The following is a 15,542-nucleotide window of genomic DNA, read 5'->3' as shown; positions in this document are numbered from 1 at the left end:
CAGATGAGCACCAACGAAGTCGTTCGAGAAGCACAGGGCGTAGACGCCTACAACCCGCTGGCCAAGCAGAAAGCTGCGGCCAAGCTGTCCCGCATCCCTGTCAAGGTCGAGCAGGCTGAGGTGCTGAAAAAGCCGGAATGGATCCGAGTCAAGGCAGGCTCCCCCACCACCCGGTTCTACGAGATCAAGCAGATCCTGCGCGAGAACAAACTCAACACGGTGTGCGAGGAGGCCTCCTGCCCCAACATCGGCGAGTGTTTTGGCAAGGGCACGGCCACCTTCATGATCATGGGCGACAAGTGCACACGTCGCTGCCCGTTTTGCGACGTGGGTCATGGCCGGCCAGACCCTCTGGACACCAACGAACCCGAAAACCTGGCCAAGACGATTGCCCGCCTGAAGCTCAAGTACGTGGTGATCACCAGCGTGGACCGGGACGACTTGCGCGACGGCGGAAGCGGCCACTTTGTGGAGTGCATCCGTCAGACCCGGGCGCTGTCCCCCACCACCCAGATCGAAATCCTGGTGCCCGACTTCCGCGGGCGTGATGACCGGGCGCTAGAAATCCTCAAGGCCGCCCCGCCGGACGTGATGAACCACAACCTGGAAACCGTGCCGCGCCTCTACAAAGAAGCCCGTCCAGGCTCGGATTACGCCTTCAGCCTGAACTTGCTCAAGAAGTTCAAGGCACTGCACCCCAACGTGCCGACCAAGAGCGGCCTAATGGTGGGTCTGGGCGAGACCGATGAAGAAATTCTGCAAGTGATGCGCGACATGCGCGAACACGGCATCGACATGCTCACCATCGGCCAATACCTGGCCCCCACGAACAGCCACCTGCCGGTGCGCCGCTACGTGCACCCGGACACCTTCAAAATGTTCGAGACCGAGGCTTACAAGATGGGCTTCAGCCACGCCGCTGTGGGGGCCATGGTCCGCTCCAGCTACCACGCAGACCAGCAAGCCGGGCACGTGCTCGAATCCAAGGCCTGAAACGCCAGGCCGCCCTGCCCACCCGCAATGGGCGTGGCAGCGGCGCTGGCGACGAAAATCAGTTGGGCATCAAGCGTGACGGCTCATCGTCGTTGAGCACGGCCTGAGCCCAGCTTGCCAACTTGCGCGTATCGCTGCGCAAGATCTCTTGCTTGACCGCCAGGATCTGCGAAGGATGCATGGAGAAGCTGCGCAGGCCCAGGCCCAGCAGCAAACGCGTGGCGCTGACATCGCCCGCCATTTCACCGCACACACTCACGTCCTTGCCTTGTGCCCGGCACTCGGCAATGGTCTCGGCGACCAGCTTGAGCACCGCCGGGTGCAGGGGATCGTAGAGGTGCGCTACCGACTCGTCGGCACGGTCAATGGCCAGCGTGTACTGGATGAGGTCGTTGGTGCCGATGGACAGAAAGTCGAAGTACTTGAGGAACATGCGCACCGACAACGCGGCCGCCGGTATCTCGATCATCGCCCCCAGTTGAATCGGCCCATGAACCACCCCCAGGTTGTCGAGTTCGGCACGGGCGTGGTCGATCTGCGCCAGGGCCTGGCGTATCTCGGAACCGTGGGCCAACATCGGAATCAGCAATTTCACCTTGCCATGCACGGCGGCCCGCAAGATGGCGCGCAACTGTGTTCGGAACATGGCGGGGTCTGCCAGGCTCCAGCGGATGGCCCGCAAACCCAACGCCGGGTTGAGGTGAGCGTCATCGCGGTGGGCATAGTCCAGGGGCTTGTCAGCCCCTACATCCACCGTGCGGATGGTGACGGGCAACCCCTGCATGCCCTCGACGGCACGCCGATAGGCTTGGTACTGCTCTTCTTCGCCGGGCAGCTTGCCCTGACGGCCCATGAACAGAAATTCGCTGCGGAACAGCCCCACCCCCAGTGCCCCGGCAGCCAGCGCGGCGGGCGCATCATCGGGCATCTCGATGTTGGCCAGCAACTCGACTTTTTCACCATCCATGGTGACGGCAGGGGTGTGCCGCAAGCGCGACAGGCGCTGACGTTCAAGCTCACCCTGGCGTTGTTTGAAACCATACTCAGCCAGAATGATGGGCGAAGGGTCGACGATCATCACACCGGCGTCGCCATCAATGATCACCCAGTCGTCCTGGCGCACCAACTGGCTGGCACTGCGGGCCCCCACCACGGCCGGGATGTCCATGCTGCGCGCGACGATGGCCGTGTGAGAGGTCTTGCCCCCCACATCGGTGACGAAACCCGCGAACACGCTTTGTTTGAACTGCAGCATGTCCGCCGGCGACAGGTCATGGGCCACCAGCACCAGCGGCACGTCGACGGTGTCGTCGAGCAGCAGTTCCTGCTGATTGCGACGCGGCGAGGGCGGGGGCGGCGAGACCGGTGACGCGGCCCCTTTCATGTGCCGCAGGATGCGCTCGGCCACCTGCTCCAGGTCGGCCTTGCGTTCGCGCAGGTACTCGTCCTCCATCTCATCAAACTGGCGGCCGATCACTTCAAGCTGGGTGGTCAAGGCCCACTCGGCGTTGTACAGGCGCTCGGTCACCCAGTGTTTCACACCCGAGGTCAAGGCCTCGTCCTGGAGCAACATGAGGTGCACGTCCAGCAAGGCCGTCAGTTCTTGCGGCGCATCGTTGGGCCCCATCTGGGACAGGCCTTGTTGCAGTCGCTGCAACTCATCCACCACCGCGTTGCGGGCGACGCGGATGCGGTCGATTTCTTCAGGTATGCGCGACGCATCGATGAAGTAGTGGGCCACATCGATGCGGCTGGATGCCACCAGCACCGCCCGCCCGATGGCAATGCCCCGGGCCACAGCCAGACCATGGACGGTGAATGTCATGGATGTCTCCGTTGCAGGGAAAGTGAGTCCGGGAGATGCCCCGGGCAGCTCACTCGCCTTCCCCGAATTTGTCGGCCATCAACGCCAACAAGGCGTCCATGGCTTCTTGCTCTCGCGGCCCCTCGGTTTCGAGGCTGACCGTGCTGCCCAGACCGGCTGCCAGCATCATCACACCCATGATGCTCTTGGCATTGACGCGGCGCTCACCTTTGGAAATCCAGACTTCGCAGGGGAAACTGCCTGCGAGCTTGGTGAGCTTGGCCGAGGCCCGCGCATGCAGGCCGAGCTTATTGCTGATGGTCGTGGTGGATTTGATCATTTCTTCTCCTTGCCTGGTTCTGGGGCGCCGTGATGGCCACCTGCAGGACGCCCTGCGTGCCACCCACCACGGCCCGGGACACCAGGGCATCCAGGGATTCATGCCGATACGTCACCGTGCGCAGCAGCATGGGTAAATTGACACCGGCCACAAGCCGGGAATGCACGCCATCCACCAGCCGCTGGGCCACGTTACAAGGCGTGGCACCGAACACGTCCGTCAGCACCAGCGTGTCACGGGCTGAAAGCTCAGTCATCGCGATGCGCGCAGTAGCCAAGGTCTCTTCCGGAGAGATGTTGGGCTGCACGTCGACGGCGACGATGTCACGCTCGCAGTCTGGAAACACGTGCAGCGCACATTGACGCAAGGCATGGGCCAAGGGCGCGTGGGCGATGATCAGAATACTGTTGCTCATGGGGAATTTGGTTGCCGTGCATTATGGCTTTTCAGGGCCAGGAAGTAGCCGTAACTCAGGACACTGAGGGACAGGAATACCCCCATGGCAGCACGAAATGCATCGACTGATGAAAAGCCCAGCGAGGAGAACAGGTCCACCCCCAGGCCAATCCCCCATTGCAAGACAAAGACGCCGGCAAAGACCACCAGGTTGTAGGCGGACAGCGCACGCCCCGCCAATGCCGGTGCAAACGCCAAAGCCACGGCCGGCTGGGCCAACGAAATCACAGTTGAAGTGACGCAGAACAAAGCCCAGGCCGCAGCCCCGGCACGCTCACCCGCCAACAGAATGCCCGACAAGGTCAGCAGGCTGGCCGGCAGTCCAAAGGTGATGAGCCGGTCTACCGAAACGCCCCTTGAAAACAGCCAGGGGGTCAACATGCCCCAAGACCAGAAGGTGCAGAGCATGCACAGATTGATCGCAAACAAGCCCGTGGCGGCCTCGGCCGCACTGTAGCCAGCCACTTTCACCATCCAGGGGCCCGCCCACAGCGTCTGAATGGCCACCATGCCGCCGTAACTGAAGAAGCCGATGGGGGTCATTCTTCTGAAATAAGGATCTGACCAAACTGCTGCGTAGCCCTTCGGCATGACAGGCGGCTGAGCCCCCACCTCAACCGGCCTGATGAGCTGGCCTGAGTGCCAATGAGGAACCAGCCAAGCGATCAAGGCCATGCCCAGAGCGGTCAATGCGGCGAGGCCCCAGAACAGAGGCCGCCAACCGATTTGCGGCAGCAACCACTGAACAGGCAAGGTGGAGGCCACCATGCCAAATGATCCCGTCATCAGCATCCACGAGTTAGCCCGCAACTGGGTTTGAGGCGCCATCCAGCGCCGAAAGCCCGTCAGCGGTGCCATCAGGCAGGCGCTGACACCCACGCCACACAACACACGGGCGGCCATCAAGCCCGAGAAGCTGGTCGCCATGGAGAAGGCCAGACAACCCAATACGGCCAGGGAAAGAAAGCACAAGATGACCTTGCGTGGTCCATGCCGATCAAGCCAGGCACCCAGGGGAAGCTGGGTCACGGAGAAGCCCAGAAAGTAGCCACCGGCAAGCAGCCCCAGATCACGCGCCTGCAAAGCCAGTTCCTGGGTGAGCACCGGCGACAAAGTGGCCGTGACCGCCCGGATGAGTGCCGAGAAAAAATACGCAAATGCGAATGCCAGGAAGATGGCGATCAAGCGACCGCGCTTGAGTGCTGTGTTCAAGAGCACCTCACTCGAAATGCAGTCCGGCCAGAAGCGTCTCCGCACCTTCCGCCTCAGACGCTGGCGCATAGACCCCCGCCTGGTAAAGATAGGCCCCGCCCGACGAGACCCGGGCAAACCAGGCCAGATCAACCTCCAGTGCGGCCCCATCGGGCGTTTGCCCTCGCACATGCACCCTTGTTGACTGTGGTACCTCCAAGGCGCCCCGGGGCACAAACGAACGGCTTGCTGCGGCAGCGTCGGATCGCAGATGCGCCAGCGTGATTTGCCTCCAATGGGCCAAGCCCTCGCCGACAGACATGTTCTGGGGTAGCGCCATAGACGCAATGGTCCACATCGCCCCCCGCGCCTCACAGCCGACGAGTTTCATGTCAACGGCTTGCTCGGCCCACGGCACTTGCCGAGCGGCTCGCTCTGGCTTGCAAGGCAGCGCTGCCTGCAGCGACAGGTCGTCGATGCGCACACTGCGCCAATTGAGGGCCGGGCTGCAGGCCAGCAACGACATCAACACGCCCAAGGGCCAAATCGACTTCAGTGAACTCATGTCATCATTATCAGCCGCACCACCAGCTTGGTGCACTGCTCAGCAAAGCAGTGTTTGCAACGCACTCTTTTGACGCTCAGGAGATCGACCCATGGCCCACTTCTTACTTGTTCACGGCGCCTGGCATGGCGCCTGGTGCTGGCAGCACGTGACGCAAGCCCTCATTCGCGATGGGCACAGGGCGCACGCAGTCACCTTGACGGGCCTGGGGGAACGCGCCCATCTGATGTCACCCGCCATCACCCTGGAGACCCACATCAGCGACGTGGTGAACGCCATGGAGTCCGAGGAATTGCATGACGTGGTGTTGGTCGTGCACTCCTATGCGGGCATGCTTGGAACGGCGGTGGCAGATCGCCTGCCGCACCGACTCAAACACCTGGTGTACGTCGATGCGGTGGTGCCCAAAGTGGGCGAAAGCTGGAGTTCGACCCACGCCAGCGCCACGCGACAGGCCAGACTGGTCGCTGCGCAGAGCCATCCAGATTACAGTTTTCCGGCACCCGATCCGGCGATTTTCGGCTTGGCAGATGCTGACTATCAGTGGGTCAAGCGGCGCCAGACACCCCATCCCGGGCACACCTACGAAGCACCGTTGCATTTCGATGCGAAACGAGTGGCTCAAACGCCGAGAACCTTCATCAACTGCACTCGCCCCACACTGGCCACGATCGATGTGATTCGTACCCGTGTTCAAGATCCTCGCTTTTGGGATGGCGCCTGGCTGCCTGGATCACGACGTGTCGACATGGCCACGGGTCACGACCCGATGATCAGTGCACCCGAGGAGTTGACGGCAGTGCTGCAGGAATGTGCTGTTTCAAGCGCTTGACGTGCAGATTGCCAAATGGCACAAACCCAACGATCAGAATCGGTGTTACCGTTCACTTGATCGGTGAAGGATACGCCCGATGATGGAAGCGCTTGGCCTTGAAACCTGCGGCCAGACACCCTTGATCGATGCCGTCCTTTCCTGGCCGACCCAACCGCTCGTTTTCAATGGAACCCGTCAAAAGCAGCCCCCCCCAAGCCAACGCAGGAGCCACGCCACCACCACGGCCAGAGTACCTGCTGGCAGGCTCCATCGGTGCGGAGCTGTCTGGCCCTTTGCTTGAAATGGAGCACATCGTCCAGCAATTGCTTACGACGGGTAAATTGTCTCGACCGCAAGTCAATGCGTTGATGAGCTCGTTGGGCACGGCCAGGCGCATTGCAGCTCAGAGTCAATTGTTGGACCACCTGGCACACAGTCCGATCAGGCAATCCCACGAGCATGTGGCACTCGACGCCCGATTGCGCCAGGCACTGGCCGACAACGCAGGCATGCTGCAAAGCCGGGCGGTCGATCTGGTGCATCGATTGCAGGCCGTGGAGGTGATTCTGGACCCCAGCCTTCTCGAAACTGTGTTGCACGCAGCGCTTTCATGGATGGCGCGCCCCGGCTACAGACTGAACATCACGCTTGAAATGCAGAGCATGCCCGAACATGCACTTTTGAGCTTCAAAGCCCGCCCCACGGTGTCGGACTCAAACCCTGAGCATACCCATGCGCCCGCGCCTTATCGTCTGAGCTGGTGGCTTCTGGTGGAGTCGGCGTCCCTGGCTCAGATTCCAATTCAACACACCGAGTCGGCGCAGAGCCTCAGCTTGGTCCTGGAGTTCAGGCGCACGGTGAAACAATTGGAAAAGGCCAACCCCGTGGACCTGAGCAGCGGCATGGACTCCTGGGCCAGCAGCCATTCCAGACTCCCGGCGGGTCAACGCATTCTCCTGGTCACCGCAGACGCTGGTCTGGTGGACGTCATGACCCCCTTGTGCCGCTCCGGCCAAGTCATCCTCGAGAGCGTCAGCTCACCAGAACAAGCCAAGGCTCACTGTGAAGCCGAGCGCCCGCAAATGCTGATATTCGACCAACGCTTGAACGGTGTGGGCCTTGAAAGCATCCGGCGACAGCTGCTAGCAGCAGACCCGCAGATGCCGGTACTTGAGGTGACGGATGATCAGCACTCCCTCACGATGACCAGTTGGGCTGACGATGCGATTGAACGCATCAACAGGGACAACCTCACCAACAAGCTGCCTTCTGTACTTGCCAGGTTGCTCAGCAAGAACACATGACACGCCGCCCTGCGTCATCAGTCAGGGTTTGAGCGCACCCAGGGCCTTTTCGATCACGGCGCTGCCTGCTGCCAAGGGATTGCTGCGAAACTCCCGCTCCTTCTCACCAATCACCAAATACAGACCATCCAGCGCTCTTGCAGTGACATAGGTGTCAAGCTGGGCATCCTCCTGCTTCAGCAAGCCAACGCTGGCAGCCTTGCTTGCCACTTGCTTGTATTTCTCTGCGACCCCGACCCTGGCTGTCACCTTGCTCACGTCAGGCAAAAAGCGCTGACTGAGGGGCTCACGGGTCTTGCTTTCAAAAAACTGGGTGACCGAATTGTCGCCGCCACTCAAGATGCTTTTGGCGTCCTGGATGGACAGCGACTGTATGGTGTCGTGCAACAGGCTTTTGGCAAGTGGGATGGCCTGTTCGGCCGCGCGATTCATGGCCATGACCAGTTCATCAAGTTGGCGGCCTTGGCCAAATCGACGCAGCATGCCAGCGGCCTCATCCAAAGGTTTTGGCAAACCAATTCGAACTTTCGGGTTGCCCATGAATCCATCCTCTTGACCGAGCAAACTGATGGCAGCACTGGCCCCCTTCTCCAAGGTCGCCTTCAGGCCAGCCGTAGCATCCGCATTGCTCAGCCCCGAGAGATTGATGGCCTGCGCCAAATCCGAGACGCCGGCAAGTGCCAAGACAAGCATGGCTGACGCGTTGGAATTAAACTGTCGACGATGCATGGAGTTCATCCTTAATATGAAAAAGGCTATTCTTGTGACGGCTGGCGCCTTCGCTTTGGCGTTGGCCATCGGCGCTACTTGGTGGAGTGCCAAGCCCGTTCAAGCACCCGAATCCACTTTTGTTCTGCTGGATGGTAGTAGCAAGAGTTCGTCCTCCCTCAAGGGACAGGTCACTCTCGTGAACTTTTGGGCAACCAGCTGCACCACGTGTGTCGCGGAGATGCCCAAGGTGATTGCGACGTACCAGAAATACCATCCTCAAGGCTTCAACACGATGGCCGTGGCCATGAGTTATGACCCGCCCGCCTATGTGGTGAATTTTGCGCAAACACGGCAACTACCCTTTCAAGTAGCCATCGATAACACCGGCTCCATCGCCAAAGCCTGGGGGGATGTGCAACTGACGCCCACGACTTATCTGGTCAACAAACAGGGGCAGATCGTCAAGCGCTACATCGGCGAGCCAGATTTCAATGAGCTTCAACAGCTGATCGAAAAGTTGTTGATCGAGGCCTGAAAACGCATTTCTGACACCTTATCGCCCGCACAGGCCACTCGCAAGTGTGCGGGACACCGAAGACCGCGTCGGTCCTCCAAGTCATAATGCATGCAACAAAGCTTGTTGATGCGCCGTCCGTGAATCGTCCCGATATCCAGATCATCGTCTGCGAAACTCCACAGCAAATCGAGTGCGCTCGTGACATCTTTCGCGAGTATGCGGCGAGCCTGGCTGTAGATCTTTGCTTTCAGAATTTCGAGCAAGAGCTGCTGAACCTTCCGGGTGAGTACGCAGCACCTCGTGGCACGCTTCTACTGGCCTTGGTAGAAGGCTCGATCGCTGGCTGCTGTGCGCTTCGCCCGCTGGATGCAGCAGACTACCCTAACGCGGCAGAGATGAAGCGTTTGTACGTTCGCAAGGCATTTCGCAGATTCGGTCTCGGACGAATGTTGGCAGAGTCCATCATGGACAGCGCCCGCCAACTTGCTTACGCCTGTGTCTTGTTGGACACTCTGGATGACATGGAGTCCGCCAGGGCGCTCTACGCAGAGCTCGGTTTCATCGAAATCCCACCGTACTATCACAACCCTATTGCCGGGTCTCACTATCTCAAGGCAGATCTTTGAGGCATCTTGAGAGAAAAAAGGCGCCTATCTTTCGATAGGCGCCTTTTTCATTGCGGACTTGGTGGGTCGCAACGCTTTGAAAGCTATCAGTTTTTGGCCTGACCGAGCAGGGTCTGCGCATCGCTGACTTCGAATTTTCCAGGTGCTTCAATGTTCAAAGTCTGGACCTTTCCATCCTTGACCAGCATCGAATAGCGATTGCTACGAAGCCCCATGCCGCGGCCGGTCAAGTCCAATGTCAAGCCAGTGGCCTTGGCGAAGTCGGCACTGCCATCGGCGAGCATGCGAACTTTGCCGGCCACCTTCTGATCGCGCGCCCATGCGCCCATGACGAATGCATCGTTGACGCTGAGGCACCAAATTTCATCGACACCTGCCGCCTTGAAATCATCTGCCAATTCCACGTAACCGGGAACATGTTTGGCCGAGCAGGTCGGCGTAAAGGCACCAGGAAGTGCAAACAGGGCAATGGTCTTGCCCGAAACGGCTTTCGCAACGTCCACCGGATTCGGACCGATGCTGCAGCCTTCTCCTTCGACTTCCGAGTACTCCATCAATGTGGTGGACGGCAGGGTATCGCCAACTTTGATCATGCTTGCTCCTTAAGCGCTGGGGGGAGGCCATGAAAACACGGCCCAAAAAGAAAAACGACCCACATTGTGGGTCGTTTCTCAAACTCTCACCGTCAAAGTCAAATAAGACTTAAACGATGCCAGCCTTTTCAACCAGACGGGTAGCAACCCAGTTCTTGGTCTTGGAGATGGGGCGGCTTTCAGTGATCTCAATCACGTCACCCAGTTGATAGGTACCAGCTTCATCATGAGCGTGGTACTTGCTCGACTTGCCCACGATCTTGCCGTAGAGCTCGTGCTTCACACGACGCTCAACCAGCACAGTCACGGTCTTGGCACGCTTTGCGCTGACAACCTTGCCGATCAAGGTGCGCTTGAGGGATTTTTTAGCTTCCGTCATGTTGGCTCCTTACTTGGCGGCTTGCTTTTCAGCAAGAATGGTCTTGGCACGAGCAATGTCACGACGAGTCGTGCGCAGGGTCGACGTGTTGTTCAGTTGTTGCGTGGCTTTTTGCATACGCAGACCGAAGTGGGCCTTTTGCAAGGACTTCACTTCAGCTTCGAGGCCGGCAACGTCTTTTTGGCGCAGTTCAGCAGCTTTCGTCATTTCGATTTCTCCTGAATTACTGGCCGAGCATGCGTGCCACGAACGTGGTGCGCAAGGGCAGCTTTGCAGCGGCCAGACGGAACGCTTCGCGAGCGAGCTCTTCGGGCACGCCAACGATTTCGTACAGCACCTTGCCGGGCTGGATTTCAGCCACGTAGTACTCCGGGTTACCCTTACCGTTACCCATACGCACTTCAGCAGGCTTTTGGGAGATTGGTTTGTCGGGGAACACGCGGATCCAGATGCGGCCACCACGCTTCACGTGACGGGAGATTGCACGACGTGCAGCCTCGATCTGGCGGGCCGTCAAACGGCCACGGTCCGTGGATTTCAGGCCGAAGTCACCGAAAGCCACCGAGTTACCTCGGGTGGCAATACCGGTGTTGCGACCCTTTTGCTCCTTGCGATATTTGCGGCGAGCAGGTTGCAGCATAGTTATTCTCCTTTACCGTCCGCTGCTGTAGCGGGCGCGGTGACCTTGCGGACGCGCTTAACGGCAGATTTAGCATCAGCACCACCGGCTTCAGCAGGCTTGTCGCTGCCGTCGGCTGGGGCAGTATTGCCACCGACCGGACGACGGGGACCACGGCGATCAGCACCGGGACGGTCGCCTGGGCGGCCATCACGACGCGGGCCACGGGGGCGACGCTCTTCTTCAGCACGGGGCTCAGTCACGGCGGGCAGATCATTGCGACCCAGCGTGTCACCCTTGTACACCCACACCTTGACGCCAATGACGCCGTAGGTGGTCTTGGCTTCAGAGAAGCCGTAATCGATGTCCGCACGCAGGGTGTGAAGAGGCACGCGACCTTCGCGGTACCACTCGCAACGAGCGATTTCGATACCATTCAGACGACCCGAAGACATGATCTTGATGCCCAAAGCACCCAGACGCATGGCATTTTGCATGGCACGCTTCATGGCACGACGGAACATGATGCGCTTTTCGAGCTGCTGGGTGATCGAGTCAGCGATCAGCTTGGCATCGATTTCAGGCTTGCGCACTTCTTCGATGTTCACAGCAACCGGCACGCCCAGACGAGTTGCGAGTTCCTTCTTGAGGTTCTCGATGTCTTCGCCCTTCTTGCCGATCACAACACCCGGACGAGCCGAGAAGATCGTGATGCGGGCATTCTTGGCAGGACGCTCGATCAGGATGCGCGACACGGCGGCATTCTTCAGCTTGGCCTTCAGGTACTCGCGAACCTTGATGTCTTCAGCCAGCATGCCAGCGAAGTCACGGTTGCTCGCGTACCAGCGGCTGGCCCAGTTACGGCTGACCGCCAAGCGGAAGCCAGTAGGATGGATTTTCTGTCCCATATTTCTGACCAGCCTTTCAGTTGCCAACCGTCACGTACACATGGCACGTGGGCTTGCTGATGCGGTTGCCACGACCCTTGGCGCGAGCAGTGAAACGCTTCAGCGTGGCACCTTGCTCAACGTAGATCGTCTTGACGCGGAGTTCGTCAATGTCGGCGCCGTCATTGTGTTCGGCGTTGGCGATGGCAGATTCAAGAACCTTCTTGACAATGCCAGCGGCCTTCTTTTGCGTGAACGTCAGGATGTTCAGAGCCTGATCCACCTTCTTGCCGCGGATCAGGTCGGCCACCAGACGGCCTTTATCGACCGACAGACGAACGCCCCGGAGGACTGCACGTGTTTCCATGGTCATTCCTTATTTCTTCTGGACTTTTTTGTCCGCGGGGTGACCCTTGAAGGTGCGCGTCAGGGCGAATTCGCCCAGCTTGTGGCCCACCATCTGGTCGGTAACGTACACGGGCACGTGTTGCTTGCCGTTGTGCACAGCAATGGTCAAGCCGATGAACTCGGGCAGAACCATGGAACGACGCGACCAGGTCTTGATTGGCTTCTTGTCCTTGGTAGCAACGGCCTTTTCAACCTTTGCAACCAGGTGATGGTCAACAAACGGACCCTTTTTAAGAGAGCGAGTCATTTGTTACCCCTTACTTTTTACGGCGCGACACGATCATGACCTGAGTGCGCTTGTTGTTACGGGTACGGTAACCCTTGGTCAGATTGCCCCAAGGATCGACAGCATGACGGCCTTCGCCGGTACGACCTTCACCACCACCGTGCGGGTGATCGATCGGGTTCATAGCCACACCGCGAACGGTCGGGCGAATACCCATCCAACGCTTCACACCGGCCTTGCCCAATTGGCGCAGGCTGTGTTCTTCGTTGGCGACTTCGCCGATGGTGGCACGGCATTCGATGTGAATCTTGCGAACTTCACCCGAGCGCAGGCGAACCTGAGCGTACACGCCTTCACGGGCCAGCAGGGTGGCAGACGAGCCAGCCGAGCGAGCGATCTGCGCACCCTTGCCGGGTTGCAGTTCAATGGCGTGAATGGTCGAACCCACGGGGATGTTGCGGATCGGCAGCGTATTGCCAGCACGGATCGGGGCTTCCGAACCGCTCAGCAGAGTTGCACCAGCTTCAACGCCACGGGGAGCGATGATGTAACGACGCTCACCGTCGGCGTAGCACACCAGAGCGATGTGGGCCGTGCGGTTCGGATCGTATTCAACGCGCTCAACCTTGGCAGGAATGCCATCCTTGTTGCGCAGGAAGTCGACAACACGGTAATGGTGCTTGTGACCGCCGCCCTTGTGACGGGTGGTGATGTGACCATTGTTGTTGCGACCGGCCTTCTGGAATTGAGGTTCCAGCAAAGCAGCGTGCGGAGCACCCTTGTACAGGTGATCACGCGTCACCTTCACCACGGCACGTTGGCCAGGCGAGGTGGGTTTCATCTTGATGACAGCCATGATTACGCAGCCTCCCCAGAGAGGTTGAGCTCTTGACCGGGCTTCAGGGTCACATAAGCCTTGCGAACATTGTCGCGACGGCCGATGGACTTGCCAAAACGCTTGGTCTTGCCTTTGGTGTTCACCACAGACACGCCCTTGACCTCAACCTTGAACATCAATTCCACAGCGGCCTTGATTTCGGGCTTGGTAGCGTCCTGCAGCACTTTGAACGTCACAGCATTGGATTTCTCTGCAACCAGGGTGGCCTTTTCGGACACGATGGGAGCGACGAGAACTTGCATCAGACGGCCTTCGTCAAACTTCACGGTGCTCATGCGAACATCTCCTTGAGTTTGTCGATTGCGCCCTTGGTGACGAGCACTTTCTTGTAATGAACCAGCGACAGCGGATCAGCGTAACGGGCTTCAACGACGAGCACGTTCGGCAGATTGCGCGAAGCGAGGTACAGGTTTTCGTCAACTTCGTCGGCAATCACCATCACCGATTCAAGGTTCATCGCCTTGAACTTGGCAGCGAGCAGCTTGGTCTTCGGAGCGTCCACCTTCAGGGTGTCCACCACAGCCAGACGGCCTTCACGCACCAGTTGCGAGAAGATCGAAGCCATACCAGCGCGGTACATCTTCTTGTTGATCTTCTGGCTGAAGTTTTCGTTCGGCAGGTTCGGGAAAATCCGACCGCCCCCACGCCACAGAGGCGAGGAAGTCATACCAGCACGAGCGCGACCAGTACCCTTTTGCTTAAAAGGCTTCTTGGTCGAGTGCTTGACCTGCTCACGATCCTTCTGGGCACGGGTGCCTTGACGGGCGTTAGCTTGGTAAGCCACAACGATCTGGTGAACCAGGTCTTCGTTGTAGTCACGGCCGAACACGGTTTCAGGAGCTTCGTACTTCGAAGCAGCCTGGCCTTGGTCATTCAGGAGTTCGAGCTGCATCAGTTCGCCCCTTTGGAAGCTTTGGCCTTGATCGCCGGACGCACCGTCACGAAGCCACCCTTGGAGCCCGGAACAGCGCCCTTGATCAAGAGCAGTTGGCGTGCTTCGTCAATGCGAATCACGTCGAGATTTTGAGTGGTAACCAGATCGACGCCGAGGTGACCCGACATGCGCTTGCCCGGGAACACACGACCCGGATCTTGCGCCATCGAAATGGAGCCCGGAACGTTGTGCGAACGGCTGTTACCGTGGGATGCGCGCTGCGAACCGAAGTGGTGACGCTTGATGGTGCCAGCGAAGCCCTTACCAATGGTCGTACCTTGCACGTCCACCTTCTGGCCCACAGCAAACACAGCAGTCACAGGCACGGCAGCACCAGCTTGATACTGAGCAGCAGTATCAGCGGTCACGCGGAATTCCTGGATGATTTCACCGGCTTCAACACCTGCCTTGGCAAGGTGACCGGCAACGGGCTTGGTCACGCGCGATGCTTTGCGCGAGCCGAACGTCACTTGCAGGGCGACGTAGCCGTCTTTCTCTTGGGATTTGACCTGGGTCACGCGGTTGTTGGACACATCCACCACCGTGACAGGGATTGCATCCCCATCATCGGTGAACAGACGCATCATGCCCACCTTGCGACCCAGCAACCCGAGGGAGTTGCTCAGACTCATGTAGTTCTCCAAAACTTCCACCGCCACGACTTCAATTGGCCGCGACGCTTGTGTGTGAAAGAGAGTTGATAAATTCTCGACTACAAATGCAGCCGAGCCCAAAAGTATAACGCGAACTTGTCCATAGGACAAGTCCGCATTATTTGATCAGCTATCCACCCGCATCACTGCAGGCAGATACCAGTACAGCTGGATTTATTGCAGCTTGATTTCAACGTCGACGCCAGCCGGCAGGTCGAGCTTCATCAGAGCGTCAACCGTCTTGTCCGTCGGGTCCACGATGTCCATCAGACGTTGGTGGGTACGGATTTCGAACTGGTCACGGCTGGTCTTGTTGACGTGCGGCGAACGCAGGATGTCGAAACGCTTCATGCGGGTCGGCAGGGGCACGGGACCCTTGACGATCGCGCCGGTGCGCTTGGCAGTATCAACGATTTCAGCGGCCGATTGGTCGATCAACTTGTAATCGAAAGCCTTCAGACGGATGCGGATCTTTTGCTTGGTAGACATGGTAATTCTCCTTATTTTCTTATCAAGAATTACTCGATGATGGTCGCAACCACGCCGGCGCCCACAGTCTTGCCACCTTCACGGATGGCGAAACGCAGACCTTCTTCCATGGCGATGGGGTTGATCAGCTTCACT

The 15,542-nt window shown here is 58.9% G+C and carries 24 protein-coding genes; 5 read left to right on the top strand and 19 right to left on the bottom strand.

What is annotated here, in order from left to right; genetic code table 11:
* Positions 1 to 3 precede the first annotated feature (3 nt).
* Positions 4 to 993: a lipoyl synthase gene (lipA, locus tag AC07VS_RS04370; RefSeq protein ID WP_492349598.1), complete on the top strand. Its 990-nt coding sequence runs from the start codon at positions 4 to 6 to the stop codon at positions 991 to 993.
* Between the two features lie 58 nt (positions 994 to 1,051).
* Here lipA and ptsP read toward each other — a convergent pair whose 3' ends face one another.
* From ptsP to AC07VS_RS04345, 5 genes are read right to left on the bottom strand one after another with little or no spacing between them, the layout of a single operon-like run.
* A complete protein-coding gene (gene ptsP / locus AC07VS_RS04365; protein ID WP_492349597.1) occupies positions 1,052 to 2,818 on the bottom strand; it encodes a phosphoenolpyruvate--protein phosphotransferase in 1,767 nt (588 codons plus the stop codon).
* Between the two features lie 49 nt (positions 2,819 to 2,867).
* Complete coding sequence (locus AC07VS_RS04360; RefSeq protein WP_019575656.1) at positions 2,868 to 3,137, bottom strand: HPr family phosphocarrier protein; 270 nt, start codon at positions 3,135 to 3,137, stop codon at positions 2,868 to 2,870.
* The gene (locus AC07VS_RS04355; RefSeq protein ID WP_019575655.1) at positions 3,106 to 3,552 is read right to left on the bottom strand and encodes a PTS sugar transporter subunit IIA; all 447 of its coding nucleotides are present in this window, start codon (positions 3,550 to 3,552) and stop codon (positions 3,106 to 3,108) included. The genes AC07VS_RS04360 and AC07VS_RS04355 overlap by 32 nt, the downstream gene beginning before the upstream one ends.
* Positions 3,549 to 4,805, bottom strand: coding sequence for an MFS transporter (locus tag AC07VS_RS04350; RefSeq protein ID WP_494657997.1), 1,257 nt, complete (start codon positions 4,803 to 4,805; stop codon positions 3,549 to 3,551). The genes AC07VS_RS04355 and AC07VS_RS04350 overlap by 4 nt, the downstream gene beginning before the upstream one ends.
* Before the next feature lie 7 nt (positions 4,806 to 4,812).
* On the bottom strand, positions 4,813 to 5,349 hold the full coding sequence (locus AC07VS_RS04345; RefSeq protein ID WP_492349595.1) for a hypothetical protein: 537 nt from the start codon (positions 5,347 to 5,349) through the stop codon (positions 4,813 to 4,815).
* Between the two features lie 91 nt (positions 5,350 to 5,440).
* Between AC07VS_RS04345 and AC07VS_RS04340 the strand changes: the two genes are divergently transcribed.
* Both AC07VS_RS04340 and AC07VS_RS04335 read left to right on the top strand, forming a co-directional pair.
* Entirely contained in the window at positions 5,441 to 6,181 is a 741-nt protein-coding gene (locus AC07VS_RS04340) for an alpha/beta fold hydrolase (protein WP_494750285.1), read from the top strand.
* Positions 6,182 to 6,348: 167 nt separating this feature from the next.
* Complete coding sequence (locus AC07VS_RS04335; RefSeq protein WP_494750284.1) at positions 6,349 to 7,467, top strand: hypothetical protein; 1,119 nt, start codon at positions 6,349 to 6,351, stop codon at positions 7,465 to 7,467.
* 21 nt (positions 7,468 to 7,488) lie between these two features.
* Here the strand turns inward: AC07VS_RS04335 and AC07VS_RS04330 are convergent, their stop codons facing one another.
* On the bottom strand, positions 7,489 to 8,196 hold the full coding sequence (locus AC07VS_RS04330; RefSeq protein WP_494750283.1) for a DUF4197 domain-containing protein: 708 nt from the start codon (positions 8,194 to 8,196) through the stop codon (positions 7,489 to 7,491).
* A gap of 16 nt (positions 8,197 to 8,212) precedes the next feature.
* Between AC07VS_RS04330 and AC07VS_RS04325 the strand changes: the two genes are divergently transcribed.
* Complete coding sequence (locus AC07VS_RS04325; RefSeq protein ID WP_492349706.1) at positions 8,213 to 8,713, top strand: TlpA family protein disulfide reductase; 501 nt, start codon at positions 8,213 to 8,215, stop codon at positions 8,711 to 8,713.
* A gap of 119 nt (positions 8,714 to 8,832) precedes the next feature.
* Complete coding sequence (locus tag AC07VS_RS04320) at positions 8,833 to 9,321, top strand: GNAT family N-acetyltransferase (RefSeq protein WP_492349591.1); 489 nt, start codon at positions 8,833 to 8,835, stop codon at positions 9,319 to 9,321.
* A gap of 86 nt (positions 9,322 to 9,407) precedes the next feature.
* Here AC07VS_RS04320 and AC07VS_RS04315 read toward each other — a convergent pair whose 3' ends face one another.
* From AC07VS_RS04315 to AC07VS_RS04255, 13 genes are all read right to left on the bottom strand, one after another.
* Positions 9,408 to 9,914, bottom strand: coding sequence for a peroxiredoxin (locus AC07VS_RS04315; RefSeq protein WP_494657995.1), 507 nt, complete (start codon positions 9,912 to 9,914; stop codon positions 9,408 to 9,410).
* Positions 9,915 to 10,023: 109 nt separating this feature from the next.
* Positions 10,024 to 10,293 (bottom strand): 30S ribosomal protein S17, encoded by a 270-nt coding sequence (rpsQ, locus tag AC07VS_RS04310; protein WP_019575646.1) that lies wholly within the window; start codon positions 10,291 to 10,293, stop codon positions 10,024 to 10,026.
* Positions 10,294 to 10,302: 9 nt separating this feature from the next.
* Positions 10,303 to 10,500 carry a 50S ribosomal protein L29 gene (gene rpmC, locus AC07VS_RS04305; RefSeq protein ID WP_273925273.1) on the bottom strand — a complete coding sequence of 66 codons (198 nt, stop codon included), beginning with the start codon at positions 10,498 to 10,500 and terminating at the stop codon, positions 10,303 to 10,305.
* Between the two features lie 16 nt (positions 10,501 to 10,516).
* Complete coding sequence (rplP, locus tag AC07VS_RS04300; RefSeq protein WP_019575644.1) at positions 10,517 to 10,933, bottom strand: 50S ribosomal protein L16; 417 nt, start codon at positions 10,931 to 10,933, stop codon at positions 10,517 to 10,519.
* A gap of 2 nt (positions 10,934 to 10,935) precedes the next feature.
* The gene (gene rpsC, locus AC07VS_RS04295) at positions 10,936 to 11,820 is read right to left on the bottom strand and encodes a 30S ribosomal protein S3 (protein ID WP_019575643.1); all 885 of its coding nucleotides are present in this window, start codon (positions 11,818 to 11,820) and stop codon (positions 10,936 to 10,938) included.
* Positions 11,821 to 11,836: 16 nt separating this feature from the next.
* Positions 11,837 to 12,166, bottom strand: coding sequence for a 50S ribosomal protein L22 (gene rplV / locus AC07VS_RS04290; protein WP_019575642.1), 330 nt, complete (start codon positions 12,164 to 12,166; stop codon positions 11,837 to 11,839).
* A 9-nt stretch (positions 12,167 to 12,175) separates the two neighbouring features.
* Positions 12,176 to 12,454, bottom strand: a complete 279-nt coding sequence (gene rpsS, locus AC07VS_RS04285; protein ID WP_027476201.1) for a 30S ribosomal protein S19 — start codon at positions 12,452 to 12,454, stop codon at positions 12,176 to 12,178.
* Between the two features lie 10 nt (positions 12,455 to 12,464).
* A complete protein-coding gene (gene rplB / locus AC07VS_RS04280; protein ID WP_492349589.1) occupies positions 12,465 to 13,289 on the bottom strand; it encodes a 50S ribosomal protein L2 in 825 nt (274 codons plus the stop codon).
* 2 nt (positions 13,290 to 13,291) lie between these two features.
* Positions 13,292 to 13,606: a 50S ribosomal protein L23 gene (gene rplW, locus AC07VS_RS04275; protein WP_019575639.1), complete on the bottom strand. Its 315-nt coding sequence runs from the start codon at positions 13,604 to 13,606 to the stop codon at positions 13,292 to 13,294.
* A complete protein-coding gene (rplD, locus tag AC07VS_RS04270; protein WP_019575638.1) occupies positions 13,603 to 14,223 on the bottom strand; it encodes a 50S ribosomal protein L4 in 621 nt (206 codons plus the stop codon). The genes rplW and rplD overlap by 4 nt, the downstream gene beginning before the upstream one ends.
* A complete protein-coding gene (rplC, locus tag AC07VS_RS04265) occupies positions 14,223 to 14,897 on the bottom strand; it encodes a 50S ribosomal protein L3 (protein ID WP_492349588.1) in 675 nt (224 codons plus the stop codon). The genes rplD and rplC overlap by 1 nt, the downstream gene beginning before the upstream one ends.
* Positions 14,898 to 15,092: 195 nt before the next feature.
* Positions 15,093 to 15,407: a 30S ribosomal protein S10 gene (gene rpsJ / locus AC07VS_RS04260; RefSeq protein WP_019575636.1), complete on the bottom strand. Its 315-nt coding sequence runs from the start codon at positions 15,405 to 15,407 to the stop codon at positions 15,093 to 15,095.
* Between the two features lie 29 nt (positions 15,408 to 15,436).
* The coding region (locus tag AC07VS_RS04255) for an EF-Tu C-terminal domain-related protein (RefSeq protein ID WP_494750434.1) at positions 15,437 to 15,542 on the bottom strand (106 nt) is incomplete at its 5' end.

It is taken from the genome of Curvibacter sp. GW821-FHT01G03 (assembly GCF_059422285.1).
Note: the sequence above shows the minus strand (reverse complement) of the source record. Positions and strands in the feature narration are given on the sequence as shown.

Coding starts and splice junctions, on each gene's coding strand:
- lipA (WP_492349598.1), top strand. CDS start 4: ATGAGCACCAACGAAGTCGTTCGAGAAGCACAGGGCGTAGACGCCTAC.
- ptsP (WP_492349597.1), bottom strand. CDS start 2,818: ATGACATTCACCGTCCATGGTCTGGCTGTGGCCCGGGGCATTGCCATC.
- AC07VS_RS04360 (WP_019575656.1), bottom strand. CDS start 3,137: ATGATCAAATCCACCACGACCATCAGCAATAAGCTCGGCCTGCATGCG.
- AC07VS_RS04355 (WP_019575655.1), bottom strand. CDS start 3,552: ATGAGCAACAGTATTCTGATCATCGCCCACGCGCCCTTGGCCCATGCC.
- AC07VS_RS04345 (WP_492349595.1), bottom strand. CDS start 5,349: ATGAGTTCACTGAAGTCGATTTGGCCCTTGGGCGTGTTGATGTCGTTG.
- AC07VS_RS04340 (WP_494750285.1), top strand. CDS start 5,441: ATGGCCCACTTCTTACTTGTTCACGGCGCCTGGCATGGCGCCTGGTGC.
- AC07VS_RS04335 (WP_494750284.1), top strand. CDS start 6,349: ATGGAACCCGTCAAAAGCAGCCCCCCCCAAGCCAACGCAGGAGCCACG.
- AC07VS_RS04330 (WP_494750283.1), bottom strand. CDS start 8,196: ATGCATCGTCGACAGTTTAATTCCAACGCGTCAGCCATGCTTGTCTTG.
- AC07VS_RS04325 (WP_492349706.1), top strand. CDS start 8,213: ATGAAAAAGGCTATTCTTGTGACGGCTGGCGCCTTCGCTTTGGCGTTG.
- AC07VS_RS04315 (WP_494657995.1), bottom strand. CDS start 9,914: ATGATCAAAGTTGGCGATACCCTGCCGTCCACCACATTGATGGAGTAC.
- rpsQ (WP_019575646.1), bottom strand. CDS start 10,293: ATGACGGAAGCTAAAAAATCCCTCAAGCGCACCTTGATCGGCAAGGTT.
- rpmC (WP_273925273.1), bottom strand. CDS start 10,500: ATGACGAAAGCTGCTGAACTGCGCCAAAAAGACGTTGCCGGCCTCGAA.
- rplP (WP_019575644.1), bottom strand. CDS start 10,933: ATGCTGCAACCTGCTCGCCGCAAATATCGCAAGGAGCAAAAGGGTCGC.
- rpsC (WP_019575643.1), bottom strand. CDS start 11,820: ATGGGACAGAAAATCCATCCTACTGGCTTCCGCTTGGCGGTCAGCCGT.
- rplV (WP_019575642.1), bottom strand. CDS start 12,166: ATGGAAACACGTGCAGTCCTCCGGGGCGTTCGTCTGTCGGTCGATAAA.
- rpsS (WP_027476201.1), bottom strand. CDS start 12,454: ATGACTCGCTCTCTTAAAAAGGGTCCGTTTGTTGACCATCACCTGGTT.
- rplB (WP_492349589.1), bottom strand. CDS start 13,289: ATGGCTGTCATCAAGATGAAACCCACCTCGCCTGGCCAACGTGCCGTG.
- rplW (WP_019575639.1), bottom strand. CDS start 13,606: ATGAGCACCGTGAAGTTTGACGAAGGCCGTCTGATGCAAGTTCTCGTC.
- rplD (WP_019575638.1), bottom strand. CDS start 14,223: ATGCAGCTCGAACTCCTGAATGACCAAGGCCAGGCTGCTTCGAAGTAC.
- rplC (WP_492349588.1), bottom strand. CDS start 14,897: ATGAGTCTGAGCAACTCCCTCGGGTTGCTGGGTCGCAAGGTGGGCATG.
- rpsJ (WP_019575636.1), bottom strand. CDS start 15,407: ATGTCTACCAAGCAAAAGATCCGCATCCGTCTGAAGGCTTTCGATTAC.